The 16013-nt window shown below is 54.2% G+C and carries 13 protein-coding genes; all 13 read left to right on the forward strand.

Translation table 11 applies throughout. The features are described 5' to 3' along the window. Positions 1-25 precede the first annotated feature (25 nt). The 13 genes from RT644_RS04560 (at position 26) to RT644_RS04620 (ending at position 15518) form a co-directional block, all read left to right on the forward strand. Positions 26-3313: an ImcF-related family protein gene (locus RT644_RS04560; RefSeq protein ID WP_313625973.1), complete on the forward strand. Its 3288-nt coding sequence runs from the start codon at positions 26-28 to the stop codon at positions 3311-3313. Then, on the forward strand, positions 3314-4924 hold the full coding sequence (tssA, locus tag RT644_RS04565; protein WP_313625975.1) for a type VI secretion system protein TssA: 1611 nt from the start codon (positions 3314-3316) through the stop codon (positions 4922-4924). It abuts the gene before it with no gap. A 58-nt stretch (positions 4925-4982) separates the two neighbouring features. Then, positions 4983-6752, forward strand: coding sequence for a type VI secretion system baseplate subunit TssF (gene tssF, locus RT644_RS04570; protein ID WP_313625977.1), 1770 nt, complete (start codon positions 4983-4985; stop codon positions 6750-6752). Beyond that, positions 6716-7795 (forward strand): type VI secretion system baseplate subunit TssG, encoded by a 1080-nt coding sequence (tssG, locus tag RT644_RS04575; protein ID WP_313625979.1) that lies wholly within the window; start codon positions 6716-6718, stop codon positions 7793-7795. Before tssF ends, tssG begins: the two co-directional genes overlap by 37 nt. A gap of 32 nt (positions 7796-7827) precedes the next feature. Continuing rightward, positions 7828-8352, forward strand: coding sequence for a type VI secretion system lipoprotein TssJ (tssJ, locus tag RT644_RS04580; protein WP_313625981.1), 525 nt, complete (start codon positions 7828-7830; stop codon positions 8350-8352). Between the two features lie 5 nt (positions 8353-8357). Next, positions 8358-10694 (forward strand): type VI secretion system tip protein VgrG, encoded by a 2337-nt coding sequence (locus RT644_RS04585; RefSeq protein WP_313625983.1) that lies wholly within the window; start codon positions 8358-8360, stop codon positions 10692-10694. A 2-nt stretch (positions 10695-10696) separates the two neighbouring features. Then, entirely contained in the window at positions 10697-11524 is an 828-nt protein-coding gene (locus RT644_RS04590; protein ID WP_313625985.1) for a DUF4123 domain-containing protein, read from the forward strand. A gap of 61 nt (positions 11525-11585) precedes the next feature. Then, on the forward strand, positions 11586-12107 hold the full coding sequence (locus tag RT644_RS04595; protein WP_020455197.1) for a DUF3304 domain-containing protein: 522 nt from the start codon (positions 11586-11588) through the stop codon (positions 12105-12107). Next, positions 12107-12265, forward strand: a complete 159-nt coding sequence (locus tag RT644_RS04600) for a hypothetical protein (RefSeq protein ID WP_313625987.1) — start codon at positions 12107-12109, stop codon at positions 12263-12265. Before RT644_RS04595 ends, RT644_RS04600 begins: the two co-directional genes overlap by 1 nt. Positions 12266-12352: 87 nt before the next feature. Then, complete coding sequence (locus RT644_RS04605) at positions 12353-12874, forward strand: DUF3304 domain-containing protein (protein ID WP_020455197.1); 522 nt, start codon at positions 12353-12355, stop codon at positions 12872-12874. Beyond that, entirely contained in the window at positions 12874-13032 is a 159-nt protein-coding gene (locus tag RT644_RS04610) for a hypothetical protein (RefSeq protein ID WP_313625987.1), read from the forward strand. The genes RT644_RS04605 and RT644_RS04610 overlap by 1 nt, the downstream gene beginning before the upstream one ends. 87 nt (positions 13033-13119) lie before the next feature. After that, positions 13120-13641 (forward strand): DUF3304 domain-containing protein, encoded by a 522-nt coding sequence (locus RT644_RS04615; protein WP_020455197.1) that lies wholly within the window; start codon positions 13120-13122, stop codon positions 13639-13641. After that, positions 13641-15518, forward strand: a complete 1878-nt coding sequence (locus RT644_RS04620) for a DUF2235 domain-containing protein (RefSeq protein WP_313625989.1) — start codon at positions 13641-13643, stop codon at positions 15516-15518. The genes RT644_RS04615 and RT644_RS04620 overlap by 1 nt, the downstream gene beginning before the upstream one ends. The last annotated feature ends 495 nt before the right edge of the window (positions 15519-16013 follow it).

Below are 16013 nucleotides of genomic sequence, written 5' to 3' on the forward strand. Positions count from 1 at the left end.
CCTGTTTATGGCTTGGCCAGAAAAAATGTCGAGCTGGACTGGCATCGGCCCGCTTGATGATACTCAATTGCTTATATGGAGTCTGGTTTCAATTCTCATCATTGGCCTCATCGGTTGGGTGACCGAACGACTGTTTGAGCGCGCAGGAAAAACGGGGGTCAGGGCGGCTTTCGAGGAAAATAAAAGAGAGTCTACCGGACATCAGACTTCACTCGTTCTCCATGATCAAGGTGAGAAGGGCTTTTTCGATAGTGTAGAACTCACCGATCATCTCCGTCTGCGCTACGGCCGCCGCTGGAAATCTAAAGTCCGCCTGCTGCTGGTTCAGGGTACCGATGACCATATTGAAAAAGTGGTTCCGGGGCTCAAGCGTGACCACTGGCAGGAAAATGACGGCACTGTTCTGATCCATGCCGGGCTGGCAAAAGCCGAGCTTGAGCCAGAATTTGTTGACGCGCTGAATGAGGTGCGCCCTCAGCAGCCGATAGACGGCATTGTGCAGGTAATGGACTGCGCGCAACTTCCGGATGCCGCTGCGCTGGATTCGCTCGTTCGCAGCCGTCAGAAAGGTGATGTGTTGATTGGCTGGCAGGCTCCGGTCTGGCTGTGGTTTATCCGTGAGGAGGCGTGGAGTCAGGAAGGCGAGGGCGTGCCGGCGACCGGCACATTCTTCGGGCCGGGGGCTGCACCAGAAGCCGCTATTGAGTCACTGACGACACTTTCTTCTCGTTTGCGCCGTGTGGGTATACAGGTGTTGCTGCGTAATACCCGCCACGACTGGCTTCTGCAGTTATCCGTTCAGCTGCGCGGACGTCTTAAGCAACAGTTAACCCACTTGCTGACCAGCCTGATGACCGGCCCGGCACCTTACCGCCTGCGCGGGGTCATGTTCAGCCCTGTGCTGCCAGCAACCTCCACGTTGCCGCACGCGCGTCTGAGCCACCCGGCCTGGCAGGCGCTGGAAGAGGATTGTCTGCATGTTCAGGCCCGCAAAATCGGTTTCCACTGGCGGCGTGTTCTCCCTCTGATGTTGCTAGCTGTGGTTCTGCTGTGGGGCGCGGGAACACTGCTTTCCCTGACCGTGAACCGTGCCCAGATTTATCAGGCCCAGAAAACCGCGCGCGTTGCCGCCGATACACAGCAACCGTTGACGGAACGCCTGCGTAATCAGCTCATTCTGCAGCAGGTCATTGCCCGTTTGCAGGACAGGCAAGCCCACGGCGCGCCCTGGTATACCCGCTTTGGCCTGAATCAGGACCGTGAAACACTGAATTCCCTCTGGCCACTGTATGCCCGCAACAACCAGGCGCTGATGCGCGATGCGCTGGCTGACGAGCTCCACCGTCAGCTGACCGCGTTTGTGCGACTCCCCCCAGCCAGTGATGCACGTACAACCGCTGCCCAAAAGACCTATAACCTTCTCAAGGGCTATCTGATGCTGGCACGTCCGGATAAAGCGGATGCGCCGTGGTTTGCTGCAAACATGCTGAAAACCTGGCCGACACGCACTGGCGTTAGCGACGTCGTCTGGCAGACGCTGGCCCCCAAACTGCTCGGGTTCTATGCCCAGAACCTGCCCGCGCACCCGGAGTGGAAAATTAAGCCGGATGCAGACCTGGTTGGCACCGTACGTCAGATTCTGCTCAAACAAATTGGGCAGCGTAATGCGGAGTCTGGTCTGTATCAGGAGATGCTGCAGCGCATCGCCCGCAACTGGCCGGACTTAACACTGGCAGATATGACAGGTGATACCGACGCATCGACCCTATTTTCTACCTCCGAAGTTGTGCCGGGCATGTTTACCCGCCAGGCATGGGAAGAGCAGGTCGAGGGTGCTATTGATGAAGTGGTGAAAACCCGCCGCGCGGAAATCGACTGGGTGCTGACCGATAAGACTCATCAGGCCGGGAGCGATATCTCGCCGGAAGCGCTGGAGCAGCGCCTGACTGAGCGCTACTTTACCGATTTCGGTAATGCCTGGCTGAACATGGCCAACAGCATTCAGTGGCATGAGGCCGAATCGCTGTCCGAAGCGATTGCCCAGCTTAACCTGCTGGCGGATGTGCGTCAGTCACCGTTGGTGGCGCTGATGAACACGCTGACCTGGCAGGGACAGACCGGTGCTGAAGGCGAGCGGCTTGCCGATTCACTGGTTGACTCGGCGAAAAAGCTGGTCGGGAGTAAAAAGAATGCGCAACAGTTTATCGAACAGGCTCAGGGGCCCAAAGGGCCGCTGGATGGCGTGTTTGAACCACTGAACGGCCTGATGGCAGGGAAAGACGGCACGGGCGCTAACGGTAATCTCAGTTTCCAGTCGTGGCTGGCGCGAGTGACGCAGGTGCGCCTCAAACTGCAGCAGGTTACCAGCGCACCTGATCCGCAAGCGATGGCGCAGATGCTGGCGCAGACGGTCTTTCAGGGCAAGGCCATCGATCTGACGGACACCCGCGATTACGGCGGTCTGGTGGCGGCAAGCCTTGGGCAGGAGTGGAGCGGTTTTGCTCAGGCGCTGTTTGTGCAGCCGCTGGATCTAGCCTGGCGCCAGGTGCTGGCCCCGGCGGCAGACAGTCTGAATGCCCGCTGGCAGAGCACGATTGTGTCGCAGTGGAACACGGCGTTTGCCGGACGTTACCCGTTTAAAGCCACAGGAAGCGATGCCTCACTTCCCTTGCTGGCGCAGTTCGTGCGTGGTGATTCCGGGTATATTGCGGCATTCCTCAAAACCAACCTCGGCGGGATCCTGCATCAGGAAGGCAGCCACTGGGTGGTCGATCCTTCTGCAAGCCAGGGGATGGCCGTCAACCCCGCCTTCCTGACGGCTATCAACCAACTGGCAGATATTTCCGACATTATTTTCGCGCAGGGAGATGCGGGTGTGCATTTTGAACTGATGGCCCGCCCTTCACGTGATGTTGCACGGATGCAATTGACCCTGGACGGTCAGAATCTTGATTACTTCAACCAGATGGAAAGCTGGCAGAGCTTCACCTGGCCGGGAAATACCTGGTATCCGGGTGTGGATCTGAGCTGGAGAAGCGTCAACACGGAAATGCGCCTCTTTGAGCACTATCAGGGAAACTGGGGCTTTATCCGTTTGCTCGATAAAGCGCTGATGACGCCGCTCGACAGCAGTCGTACGCAACTGGTGTGGCGCACGCCGGATGGCAGCCCGCTTAAATTTATCCTGCGCAGCGAACTGGGGGATGGCCCCCTGGCGCTACTGAAGCTGCAGGGTTTCCACTTGCCGCAATCTATCTTCGCGGTAAGTGCGGATGCCGTAAATAACACGCTGGCAGCCACGGAGGGAGAATAGATGGCTACTGCAAAAGCGCTGCTGGCGCTGTGTGTTCCCGACGAAGAGCAGCAGTCAACGCTGCTCGTCCATCAGCAGGCCAGCCTGTCACAATGGGATAACTGGCTCAAGCCATTAACGGGCAGTGACGGGGCGGGGGAAGACCCTGCCTATGACGACGATTTCCAGTTGATGCGCGAGGAAATCAACAAACTTTCTGGCACCGATCCGGAAACGCTTTGCCAGCTGGCTGAAAAAATACTCTGTCACACCGCCCGCGACTTAAGGGTGGTCACCTGGTATATCTTCGCCCGTCTGCAAAAGGAAGGTGAGACCGGCCTGTGTCAGGGGCTGCAACTGCTGGCGGCGATGCTGACCCGCTACGGTGAGTACTGTTATCCGCTTCGCCCCAATGCACGCAAATCTGCGCTTGAGTGGCTAAACAGTACAAAGGTACAGGACGCGCTTTCACTATGGCCGGATGCCAACCGGGAGCAAACCTCGCAGACGGCAGCCGTGATGAGTTTGCTGGATAGCCAACTGGAAAACTGGCCGGAGGGCGAACGCCCCTCTCTCGACGGTTTATCCCGCGCGCTGGAAATCCGTCTGGCAGGCTCCGGCGGGCTGGATGGCTTAATGTCGCAAACTACCAGCACAGCCGAAAGTACGCCTGTTACAACGGTCAGGCAGTCCGCTCCGGACATGGTTGTTACGTCTGAGGGGGAATTTTTAAGCCAGTCAAAAGTGCTCTCCCGCTGGCTGGCCGATCAGCAGGATGGCTGGCTGGCATCACACCGGCTGATGAAAGTGGTTCGCTGGGATACTGTGGGGCAAATCCCGGCGCTGGATGCCAGTGGTCGTACCCGTCTTTCACCACCCAAACCGGATTATCGCGCTCAGCTGAAGCGCCTGTATCTGCAGCAGAACTGGACGGAACTGGTGGAGCAGGCCAGCACCATGTTCTGCGAAGGGGGGAACCGCTTCTGGCTAGATCTGCAATGGTATCTCTGGCAAGGGCTGACCCGCGCCGGACAACCATGGGATAGCTGGGCGGACTATATCCTTAGCGATCTGAAGGGGCTGCTGGCCCGTTTGCATGGCCTCGAACAGCTCTCCTGGAGTGACGGCACGCCGTTTGCTGATGAAGTAACGCTGATCTGGATTGCTGAGAAGGTGAACGACGATATGCCGGGGTTTGGCAATCAACCCGCCGCGGTTGCCAGCGGCGGGCAACCGGATGATATTCTCGCGCTGGAAGCCGAGGCGATGGAAAAGGGGGACCGCGACGGCCCGGAGGCTGCGCTAGGTTGGCTTCAGCATCGCCCTGGCATGGAATCTCCCCGTAGCCGCTGGTTGTTGCGTCTGCTGATGGCCCGTGTTGCCGAACAGTTCGGACGCAATGAAATGGCACTCCACCTGCTCGGTGAACTCACCAGTAGCGCACCACAGCTGACGCTTAACGACTGGGAGCCTGCGCTGCTGTTTGAGGTGCAGGCGCGCCGCCTGAAGCTGTTACGCCTGAAAGCGGGGCGTAGCGAAAGCGATAAAACCCGCCTCGCCCCTGAAATGGACGAGCTGCTGGCTGGCCTCATTGCTATCGATCCCGCCCGGGCGATGGTGCTGTGCGGCTGAAAAAGCGGCATGTAATTCTCTCTTTTTTTGACTATCACAACTTTCAGGGAAACCGTGCATGGATGATTTAACCCTGCGCTATTACGAAGCAGAGATGCGTTATCTGCGCGAAGCCGGTAAAGAATTTGCCCGCGCCCATCCCGATCGCGCAGCCATGCTCAATCTGGATAAAGCCGGTGCCCGCGACCCGTACGTCGAGCGCCTGTTCGAAGGGTTTGCCTTCCTGATGGGACGCCTGCGTGAAAAGCTCGACGATGATCTGCCTGAGCTGACCGAAGGGCTGGTGAGCCTGCTCTGGCCGCACTATATGCGCACCATTCCGTCACTCTCCGTAGTGGCGTTCGAACCGGAATGGCAGCAGCTTAAACAGGCTGAAATTCTGCCTGAAGGCTTCCCGGTGCTGTCGCGTCCGGTTGGTCCTGACAAGACCATCTGCCAGTACCGCGCGACCCGGGATATCACCCTGCAGCCGATTCATCTGGCAGATGCCCGGTTGCAGACTGAGCCTGACGGGCGTGCCGCCATTCGCCTGCGTTTTGAGTGTGGCAGCAGGGTAGAGTGGGCCAAAAGTGGCATTGATAAAGTTGCCCTCTACCTTGATGCCGAAAGCCCGGTGGCATCCGCGTTGCATCTGGCGCTGACCCGCCGGGTGCATGCGATTTACGCCCGTCACGTTGCGGCCCGCACCGAGCGCATCCGCTTTGACGGTTGGTGTAAGCCGATGGGCTTCGAAGATAGTGAGCGTCTGTGGCCGAAAGGCGACTCTGCGTTCAGTGGCTACCAGCTACTGCTGGAGTATTTCAGCTTCCGGCAGAAGTTTATGTTTGTCGAGCTGCGTGGGCTGGAGTTGATTGGGCTCAACCAGGATACCACCTGGTTTGAAACCGACATCGTGCTAGATGGCGGCTGGCCGTCCGATATGCCGTTTGAAACCGAAAATTTCCGCCTGCATTGCGCGCCGGTGATTAATCTTTTTACGCTGGAAGCCGACCCGCTGACCATCGACCCTCTGGAAAACGAATACCTGCTGCGCCCGCTGCGTGTGCAGGACGGCCACACGGAAATCTACAGCGTCGATAATATTCACGGCGCGGTAAAAAATGGCAAACACCCTTACGTACCGTTCACCAGCTTCCGCCATCGCGGCGGCATGATGCGCTTTGACGCGCCGGAGCGCTATTTCCACACCCGCGTGAAACGTGGCCCGTCCGGGCTGTATGACACCTGGCTTATTCTCGGCGGCCGTTCGTTTGAGATGGAGCAGCTCGCTGAAAAGCCGGAATCGCTCTCCATTCGTATCACCGGCACTAACGGGCAACTGCCCCGCAAGGCGCTGGAAAGCACACTGCTCGACCGGGTGGTGAAAGCCGGAAAAGTAGCGGTGAAGGTGCGGAATCTCTGTGCGCCAACATTGCCACTTTATCCGCCAGCGAATGATCGCTTCCACTGGCGGGTGATGAGCCATCTGGGATCCAGCTTTCTGAGCATGATGGATAACCCGGAAGTGCTGCGCGGCACGCTGGCGCTGTATGACTGGACCGATGATGAGATGAACCGACGCCGTCTGGAAGCCATTGTGGCGGTGAAGCATACGCTGGTGCGCCGTTTTGAACGTGGCTACATGCTGCGCGGCGTCGAGATTGAAATCACGCTTAATGCTGACAACTTTGCCGGCGAGGGGGATGTGAACCTATTTGGTGAAATGCTGCACCGCTTCTTTGCGCTGTATGCCGATGTTCACCTCTTCAATCAGCTCACGCTGGTGCTGCAACCGACAGGGAAACGACTGCGATGGAAAGAGAATCACAGCCAGCAGGTGCCGGGCTGACGGAACAACTGGGCGAGGATATCTGGCGGGTTAACTTCTACCGGTTCTGCCAGTTGCTGGAGCAGGAGAATCCCGACGCACCATTACTGGGTACCGCCGAGAAACCCACTGCCGACCCGGTGCGCTTTCGCCCCTGGCCGGGGATGGGGTTTCCGGCCAGCGAATTACGCACCGTTGAGACAGATGAAGAACATCCATATTTGCCACCGACGGTCCGCACGACCTTTCTTGGAATGTACGGCGTGGATTCGCCGTTACCGACCGCTTATCTGGATGATATCGCCCAGCGGCGGGAAGGGTATGAAGCCACCACGGCCTTTCTCGATATCTTTAGCCACCGCATCACCACCCAGTACTACCGAATATGGCGTAAATACGCCTACCCGGCGACCTTTGAAGCAGGCGGTAGCGATGAGACGTCGCAATGCCTGCTGGGGCTGGTGGGCCTGGGGATCCCCGGTACGGCTGAACAGGTGGCAACCCCGGTTTCCCGTTTTCTGGCACTGCTCGGGGCGATGCGGCTGCCAACCCGCAATGCGGAAGGTATTCGCCAGCTGGTTAGCCTGCTGGCCCCGCATACTACCGCAACGATCATCAGCCCGGACCCGATCAAAGTGCAGGTGGCTCAGCGCAGTGGGCTGGGGAAAGGAAATCGAGTTTCCCTGTCACAGCGCGCCACGCTCGGAAAAACCGGCAAAGAGGCCTGCAGCCGTATTCTGCTAAAGCTGGCAACCAGTAACCCGTTCGAAGCCGAAGGCTGGCTTCCGGGTGGCCAGCTACACACCGATCTGATGGTGCTGCTGCGTGTATATCTGGGCTATCGCTCTGATGTGCGCTTGCGCCTGACAGTGCCGGTGAGTGTCTTGCCAGAACCGCGCCTCGGGCAAAAGCACCGCATCCAGCTTGGCCGTACCGGCATTCTGGGTTTGAAACGCGACAACCCCGGCAAGCGCCGCCATCTGACCGTCAGCCTGGGGTGCTATGAGGGGCTGGATTGCCAACCCTTACATCCCGCACAGGATGGCGGTTACCGTTTTGACTAATTCTGCTGTTTTATTCTGAAAGGAATCTCTGCATGACATCCGTTTTTTTGCGACAGGTTGTTCTGCTCGCTCTCAGTTGTCTGCTGTCCGGTTGCGGCCTGACGCAGGCCGTCTCCGATGGTGCGGCCAGCATGACCAAATCTATCTTCTACACAAAGATTAAGGTGTTGCATCTCGATTTTGAACCGCGCTCGGGAGTCAATGCCGATGAGGCGCAAACGCCGCTGGCGACGATGGTTCGTGTCTACCAGCTAAGGGAACGCCAGAAGGCGGATGCCGCCGACTACCAGATGCTGCTGCGTGAAGCCGATACGGTGCTAAAGGAGGATATTGTGGCGAGCAAATCCCTGCTGGTGATGCCCAAAGGCAGCGTGATGCTCAATATGCCGATGGATGAAGAGGCGCAATATGTCGCGGTTATCGGGTTATTCAACCGCCCGGATTTGAAAAACAACACCTGGCGGCTGGTGCTGAGCCGCGATGACCTCGACCCGGACAAACCTCGCACCATTGAACTGGGTAGCGGATTCCTGACGCTGATTCCTGTTAAGGAGTGACAACCATGGCGAAGGATAACTGGCTGGCACTGTTCGACGGGCAAACCCGCTACACGCTTGAGATAAATGACAGCTGGGTAAAACCTGACGTGCTGAATTTTTACGGGCGTGAGGCGCTGAGTGCACCATCGAAATGGCGCATTGAGTTCACCACGTCGCAAAGCGATGTGGCGGCAGACGATGTACTGCTGAAATACGCCACGCTGCGCATGCTCAGCGGGCGGAAAGTCCACGGCGTGATCACGGCGTTTGAATGGCTGGGTTCGACCGTTGACCAGACGCACTACAGCGTGACGCTCTCATCCCGCCTTGCGCTGCTTTCGCATACCCGGCGCTGTGCGGTATACCAGAACCTTTCCGTACCGGAGCTGGTGGCACAGGTGCTGCGTAATCATGGTCTGGAAGGTGCGGATGTTGAGTTTCGTCTGCAGAAGCGTTATCCGCAGCGCGAGCTCATCACTCAGTGGCGTGAAAGTGACCTGCAATTTATCCGGCGAATTCTTTCAGAAGTCGGTATCTGGTTCTGTACCGGGGGGAATGATGTCACCGGGCTGGACACGGTGACCTTTGCCGACGGTCAACAGTTCTACCAGTATGGTCAGCATTTGCCGTACGAAGAACCGTCTGCGTTATATGACGGTGCGGCCGAATCGGTATGGGGTCTGCGCACCTGGCATAACACGGTGACCGGGATGGTGCGTACGCGGGACTACAACTACCGCAAGGCAGGCACGCCGATGGATTCTGCTGTCAGCGTCAGAAACAATGCCACCACCATCGGTGAACACTACCGCTACGCCGGGCCATTTCTTGAGGTGGGCGAAGACAGCGCCGTCGAACCGGAAACGGAAAGCGGGGCGTTTTATGCCCGACTTCACCACGAACGCGAACTGAATAAATCGGCCAGGCTGCACCTGTTCAGCAACGCCGCCGGGTTGATGCCGGGCCTGGTGCTGGAAGCAGACGGCAGCAACCTTAACGACCTGAAAGACGGCATGCTGATGACGTTTATCACCTATCGCGCCGCCCGCGACACGCGCTTGCATGTGTCGGTATGGGGAATGCCGTACAGCGAACAGTTCTGCTTCCGGCCACAGGAGGAACCCCGGCCACACATCCACGGCACGTTGCCGGCGCGCATTGAAAGCCGGGAGCAGGGCGATATCTATGCCTGGCTGGACAATCAGGGCCGTTACCGGGTGAAGATGGACTTCAGCCGCGAAGATGCGGAGCCGGGCTACAACTACCTGTGGATACGCCAGGCGAAGCCCTGTTCCGGCGACACTTACGGCTGGCACACGCCGCTGACTGATGGCACGGAAGTTGGAATCGCCTATGAAGACGGTGATATCGACCGCCCGTATATTGCCCACGCCTTCCACGATTCAGAACATCAGGACATCGTCACCCGCGATAACCGCAGCCAGAACATCCTGCGCACGGCAGCAGGCAACGAGCTACAAATGGAAGACCTGCGTGGGCAGGAACATATTGCACTCACTACGCCATTCGGCGACACACAGCTCAACCAGGGCCATATCTCTGATGAGCAGAGCAAACAGCGGGGCTCCGGTTTTGAACTCAGAACGGATGAATACGGCGTCATCCGTGTGGCGAAAGGGCTGTTTATCACCGCTGACGGTCAGCAGAAGGCGGTGGGGGAGGTGCTGGACATGGAAACGGCGCTGAAAGAAATCGACGTCTGCCAACAGCAACTGAAAGCTCTGGCCGCTGCCGCAGAGCAGGCGCAGGCACTTGAAGCCGATATTGCCAGCCAGAAAGCGATGTTCGACCAGCGCCTGAAACCGCTGAACGGGATGATTCATTCCCATGGCCCGCAAGGCGTGGCCTTCACCAGCGGCGAACATCTGCAACTGGCTGCTGGTCAGAATGTGGCAGTGAACGCGGGGGGAGATTTCAGCAGCGGAGCGATGGGGAATGCGGCAATTCTGGCCGGAGAAGGTGTCGGTCTGTTCGCACGAACGGGTTCACTGACGTTGAACGCCAGCGAAGGTCCGGTGCAGATCCAGGCACAGAACGGCGCAATGCACTTATCCGCAGAACAAAAGCTGAGCCTGATATCAGCGAGCGACATACTGTTCGCCGGCAAGAAGAAGGTGACGCTGATCGGCGGCGGCAGCTATCTCGTCATCGACAACGGGAAGGTTGAGTACGGCACGGATATGACCTATACGCGGAGGATAAAGCGGACGCATCATACCGTGCCTGCAGCACAGCCAATGGACTTCCCGGAAATTAATCCGACGATAATGGATAAAATATGTATTCCGTGCCTGTTAAAAGCCATTCAGGCTAATGATGCCATAGTGCAGGGAGCCTAAAGATGGATACCACTGAGCTGTTGGCGGCATTACCTGTTAAAAGTGAGGAGAACCTCTGCCTGCTGTTTGAAGCTGGTGCACAGCCGGAGGCGGATTTTCTGAGATTTAAATCGCAACATCAAAACAGGCTGCATTCGCTGTATATCCACCCACAGTTGATGGAGTTTCAGAACTATGGCCCCTGGCTGCTGGAATTGAATGATCAAGAGCACTTAAAGGGTTATCTGGATACATTGCCAGGTTGTGTTGCTGTGATTATCTCAACCCGCTATCCACCTTCGCTGGCCGTGCAGTTGTCCCGAGGATGTACCATCGTGTCGCCCGAAGGAACGGCGGCACTGGTGCGCTTCTACGCCAGCCATGTTATTACCATACTCGCACAGTGTGCAGACCATGACTGGCACCCTTATCTGTTCAGCGGTATCACGAAATGGTGGTTACCTGGTGAAACGCAGTGGCAGTTGCTCAACATTACTGTCTCTGAAATTGCATATCCAAAAGATCATGTTATCCGGCTCGGGAAAGTCACCTGGCAGCAAATAGCGGATAAACATGAAGTGACCAGCGTGCTGAACGAATGGCAGAAAATGCCGACCAGCAAGGCGTTTCCACCATGCGTACAGCATTCGATGGTGATAAAAGCGCTGAAGAAGAGTGAAACGGCAGGGCTGCTTACCCCGGTGGATCAGAAAGTCTATGCGCTTTATTACCTCAATGGTGGAAAGGCTAAGCTGGAATCAGATTCGCTCAAAGCTGTATTACCGAATGTTATCAGTGGAGCGCGGTCGCTGGCAGACGTGTTGGCTAACCATATGGATGAAAAGCCCTGAATACCCATGCATATATAAAACCGGAAAACACTGGGTACTGGGTAAAAATGGAATATAAAGAATGGGATTATTTAAACTGTTCAGCAAGGTTGATAACGCTGTAAATCGCGGCTATGCCCGTTGGGGAAAATGGATTTGGGCAGCGCTGATTGCGCCTTTTATTATTTATGGTGCCTGTATTGTCTGGGCGTCAGTCTGGGGGCCGCCAGTCGGGCCGGTCACGCTAATTATTCACAGTGAAATTGACCGGCCAATTCTGGGATTTAGTGTTAATGGTGTGGGAGGGGCAAATGCCTTTGCCCATGGTGGTGGTGGTGCTACTTGCTGCGGCAGTATCAGCGGGAAGACGGCCGAAGTTATCTGGACGCTGGACATCACCCATGAACAGTATCTCAAAGGGATGCGCCTGGAAAAGCGTCGTGTCGTGATGCCATTACCGGAACGAAAGTGGGGGGAGAACGATTTGCATGTTCACTTTTTACCCGGAGATAAAGTTCTGCTGGGCTGGAGTGATAATGCCTGGTCGCCTTATGAAAAACGTCCCGATATTCCCGGAAAAGCTGTAAAGCAGGAGCACAACTGATGGATATCGAAAGCATTATTGCAGCTGCGAACCGGGCGCAACAGGCAGAGGATGCCGGGCCGGAAAATTATTCAAGTATGTGGCCTGTTGATGCTCTTCACCGCAATAGTAATTTGGATTCGTTATCAGTTGAGCGTGGTCGCTGGCAGACGTGTTGACTTGCTATAAGGATTAATAGTCCTGATACCCACACAGATATATAAAACAGCAAGCTCAGGGTGTTTGATAAAAATGGAATATAAAGAATGGGATTATTTAAACTGTTCAGCAAAGTTGATAACGCTGTAAATCGCGGCTATGCCCGTTGGGGAAAATGGATTTGGGCAGCGCTGATTGCGCCTTTTATTATTTATGGTGCCTGTATTGTCTGGGCGTCAGTCTGGGGGCCGCCAGTCGGGCCGGTCACGCTAATTATTCACAGTGAAATTGACCGGCCAATTCTGGGATTTAGTGTTAATGGTGTGGGAGGGGCAAATGCCTTTGCCCATGGTGGTGGTGGTGCTACTTGCTGCGGCAGTATCAGCGGGAAGACGGCCGAAGTTATCTGGACGCTGGACATCACCCATGAACAGTATCTCAAAGGGATGCGCCTGGAAAAGCGTCGTGTCGTGATGCCATTACCGGAACGAAAGTGGGGGGAGAACGATTTGCATGTTCACTTTTTACCCGGAGATAAAGTTCTGCTGGGCTGGAGTGATAATGCCTGGTCGCCTTATGAAAAACGTCCCGATATTCCCGGAAAAGCTGTAAAGCAGGAGCACAACTGATGGATATCGAAAGCATTATTGCAGCTGCGAACCGGGCGCAACAGGCAGAGGATGCCGGGCCGGAAAATTATTCAAGTATGTGGCCTGTTGATGCTCTTCACCGCAATAGTAATTTGGATTCGTTATCAGTTGAGCGTGGTCGCTGGCAGACGTGTTGACTTGCTATAAGGATTAATAGTCCTGATACCCACACAGATATATAAAACAGCAAGCTCAGGGTGTTTGATAAAAATGGAATATAAAGAATGGGATTATTTAAACTGTTCAGCAAAGTTGATAACGCTGTAAATCGCGGCTATGCCCGTTGGGGAAAATGGATTTGGGCAGCGCTGATTGCGCCTTTTATTATTTATGGTGCCTGTATTGTCTGGGCGTCAGTCTGGGGGCCGCCAGTCGGGCCGGTCACGCTAATTATTCACAGTGAAATTGACCGGCCAATTCTGGGATTTAGTGTTAATGGTGTGGGAGGGGCAAATGCCTTTGCCCATGGTGGTGGTGGTGCTACTTGCTGCGGCAGTATCAGCGGGAAGACGGCCGAAGTTATCTGGACGCTGGACATCACCCATGAACAGTATCTCAAAGGGATGCGCCTGGAAAAGCGTCGTGTCGTGATGCCATTACCGGAACGAAAGTGGGGGGAGAACGATTTGCATGTTCACTTTTTACCCGGAGATAAAGTTCTGCTGGGCTGGAGTGATAATGCCTGGTCGCCTTATGAAAAACGTCCCGATATTCCCGGAAAAGCTGTAAAGCAGGAGCACAACTGATGGATATCGAAAGCATTATTGCAGCTGCGAACCGGGCGCAACAGGCAGAGGATGCCGGGCTGGGAAATTGTTCACGTACCTGGCATGTTGGTTTCTTTTTTGATGGGATTCACCGCAATATTGATCAGGATGCATCAGAGCAACGCCTTAGCAATGTGGCGCGCTTATTTAGAGCATTTCCTGAAAAGAAGCAAGATACCACGCTAAATACTCATAATAAATTTTATTTATCAGGTCTTGGAACGCCATTTAATGAGGAGTTGGCTGAGAAGATTCACACGATTATGGATGTTGCTCAAAGCTCTGTGCTGGATGATCTCAAGGATCAACCCAAAGACATGGCGAAAGATATTGGCAAAGAGTTAATTAAGGGGGGCAATTGGTGGGAGATCCTAAAAGATTCAGGGAAAAAACTAATTAATCCCGCTGAGTGGAAAAAACTGACGAGTGATACTGCTAAAAATGCAGCAAAGAAAGTCAGTATCGAGGCAACCCCTTGGTTGCGTGACGATCCTGTTATTGCCGATATGTTAGTTACGGGAGTCGATACCCGGATAAATTCTGCAAAGGCTCGCTTTGAGCGTTTTTTTGAGCAAGCTAAAGTTAATAGTCCGGTACCCATTAAATTAATTTCCATGTCTTTTTATGGCTACGATCTCGGTGCAACTCTCGCACGCAAATTTATCGATATGTTGTTAGCTGATATTTTTCAGAAACAGGGTGAGAAATACTTCTATCAAAACATTCCCGTAGATATTGTTTTTGCTGGTTTGTTTGACTGTGCCCGGCATACACCTGCCAGTAATAATAATGGTGTCGGCTGGTTTGTATCAGCATTTGGTGGGCCTGTAAAAGGTATCAGTGTTTTACTGGGTGATAAATCTATTGATCAGGAGTCTGCATTACCCGTTACGGTTAAAAACGCACTGCATCTGGTCGCTGCTCATGAAAATCGCCCCTGGCGTAGCCTTTATTGCCTGGGGGGGAGTAATGATAAACATCAGGAAGAGTTGCTACCCGGCAGTTCAGAGGATGTAGGTGGTGGCCTGAAACCGAATGAACAAAAACCGAGCGCGGAACTCTGCCGAGTTGCATTACACCGGATGTATCGTGCAGCAACCATGGCCGGGGTTCCTTTTCCTGATTTTCAAACTTTACGTGCCCAGTCCGAAACCGTTGCTAGCTATTTCATCTTGCATGATCAGGTCAAAAATAAATCAGTTGCAGAATGGACCCAAATTTATCAGCAAGCTATCCCTTTTAAATCCGTCGATGTCGATGCGCAAAACCATCATCTGGATAGTTATATCGAGTGGCTGGGACGACAATATTATCAATACCGTAGTGAATGTATTAAGTATGAAAAACAGCGCGGGGATTCTTTGGCTTTAGCTGGTGCATCCGCCGGGTTACTCGGTATTTCACCGCAGTCCAGAGTTACGGCTGGTCGCTATCAGAATGAACTTGATGTGTTGCATAAAAACTGGGGATGGCTGGAAGATATCCATGATGCCGCAGTAAAAATGAGAAACAGCATGGAAGGCAATCTTGATGATAAACGCCTCCTGATCGCACCTGATGTCTATGGACCAGCATTGAGGAGAGCGAGACGATTCCTCGATTATGCGCATGCTGCTTTTCTGAACCAGCCACAACCTTTTCCTGAAGATACAGCGCCGCCTGAAATGTATGCCTGGTTTGTTCACGATATTCAAACAGTGGAAAGAGGTGCAGCGATTTCGCAGGATTTTCTTGTTATTCGTTCGATGGAACGTCCCGAAGTGGAGTCTTTTTTGCCCGACGCCAGCGCCACGCCTGGCCATTGTCAGGCTTTCTCGCCATCAAGCGGCTACAACTGTAAATCAACCCGGAAGTGAGACTGGCCTGGAAGCGATGTTTACATGGGCCAGTGGCAGGAGAATATTGAGAGCTGCAGGGCACTTTTGTACAGCCAGTGCGGCGGGTTACATTAATTAAAAGTAATTTATTGATTTTTTTTTTTTGGAAAAAATATTGTGTTGCGGAATGAATTCCTGTTGCAGAATTTAACGCCATTTCAAAAATGCATCGTTATATCCATTAATTTTTATCTCTGGAGAAAGACAATGTATATGCTTATTCGACTTGATTTATGATAAAGCCATAAGAACTATCAGCCATTGAGCAAGTGATTGGATTATTTTTGCGGAAATTTAACGGAAGAGACAAATATCTTTGCCGATTATGGTAAAACCATCATTTTCTATAAATTTAAATAATTTGCACAGGTCATTGTAATATTGATCACCAATGATAATAACTTTATCGCCTGCCTTTGTGAAAAAGGCTTAGATCTACCAGCACCAGAAAATGTATTTCCAGATAGGAATTGG

This window comes from Kosakonia sp. (genome assembly GCF_032104925.1).
In the GTDB taxonomy this organism is placed as follows: domain Bacteria; phylum Pseudomonadota; class Gammaproteobacteria; order Enterobacterales; family Enterobacteriaceae; genus Kosakonia.

What these genes read in the sequence shown, in the direction of transcription:
- RT644_RS04590 (WP_313625985.1), top strand. Translation starts at nt 10,697, where the DNA reads ATGGATACCACTGAGCTGTTGGCGGCATTACCTGTTAAAAGTGAGGAG.
- RT644_RS04615 (WP_020455197.1), top strand. Translation starts at nt 13,120, where the DNA reads ATGGGATTATTTAAACTGTTCAGCAAAGTTGATAACGCTGTAAATCGC.
- RT644_RS04605 (WP_020455197.1), top strand. Translation starts at nt 12,353, where the DNA reads ATGGGATTATTTAAACTGTTCAGCAAAGTTGATAACGCTGTAAATCGC.
- RT644_RS04600 (WP_313625987.1), top strand. Translation starts at nt 12,107, where the DNA reads ATGGATATCGAAAGCATTATTGCAGCTGCGAACCGGGCGCAACAGGCA.
- tssJ (WP_313625981.1), top strand. Translation starts at nt 7,828, where the DNA reads ATGACATCCGTTTTTTTGCGACAGGTTGTTCTGCTCGCTCTCAGTTGT.
- RT644_RS04620 (WP_313625989.1), top strand. Translation starts at nt 13,641, where the DNA reads ATGGATATCGAAAGCATTATTGCAGCTGCGAACCGGGCGCAACAGGCA.
- RT644_RS04585 (WP_313625983.1), top strand. Translation starts at nt 8,358, where the DNA reads ATGGCGAAGGATAACTGGCTGGCACTGTTCGACGGGCAAACCCGCTAC.
- tssA (WP_313625975.1), top strand. Translation starts at nt 3,314, where the DNA reads ATGGCTACTGCAAAAGCGCTGCTGGCGCTGTGTGTTCCCGACGAAGAG.
- RT644_RS04610 (WP_313625987.1), top strand. Translation starts at nt 12,874, where the DNA reads ATGGATATCGAAAGCATTATTGCAGCTGCGAACCGGGCGCAACAGGCA.
- tssF (WP_313625977.1), top strand. Translation starts at nt 4,983, where the DNA reads ATGGATGATTTAACCCTGCGCTATTACGAAGCAGAGATGCGTTATCTG.
- RT644_RS04595 (WP_020455197.1), top strand. Translation starts at nt 11,586, where the DNA reads ATGGGATTATTTAAACTGTTCAGCAAGGTTGATAACGCTGTAAATCGC.
- tssG (WP_313625979.1), top strand. Translation starts at nt 6,716, where the DNA reads ATGGAAAGAGAATCACAGCCAGCAGGTGCCGGGCTGACGGAACAACTG.
- RT644_RS04560 (WP_313625973.1), top strand. Translation starts at nt 26, where the DNA reads ATGTCGAGCTGGACTGGCATCGGCCCGCTTGATGATACTCAATTGCTT.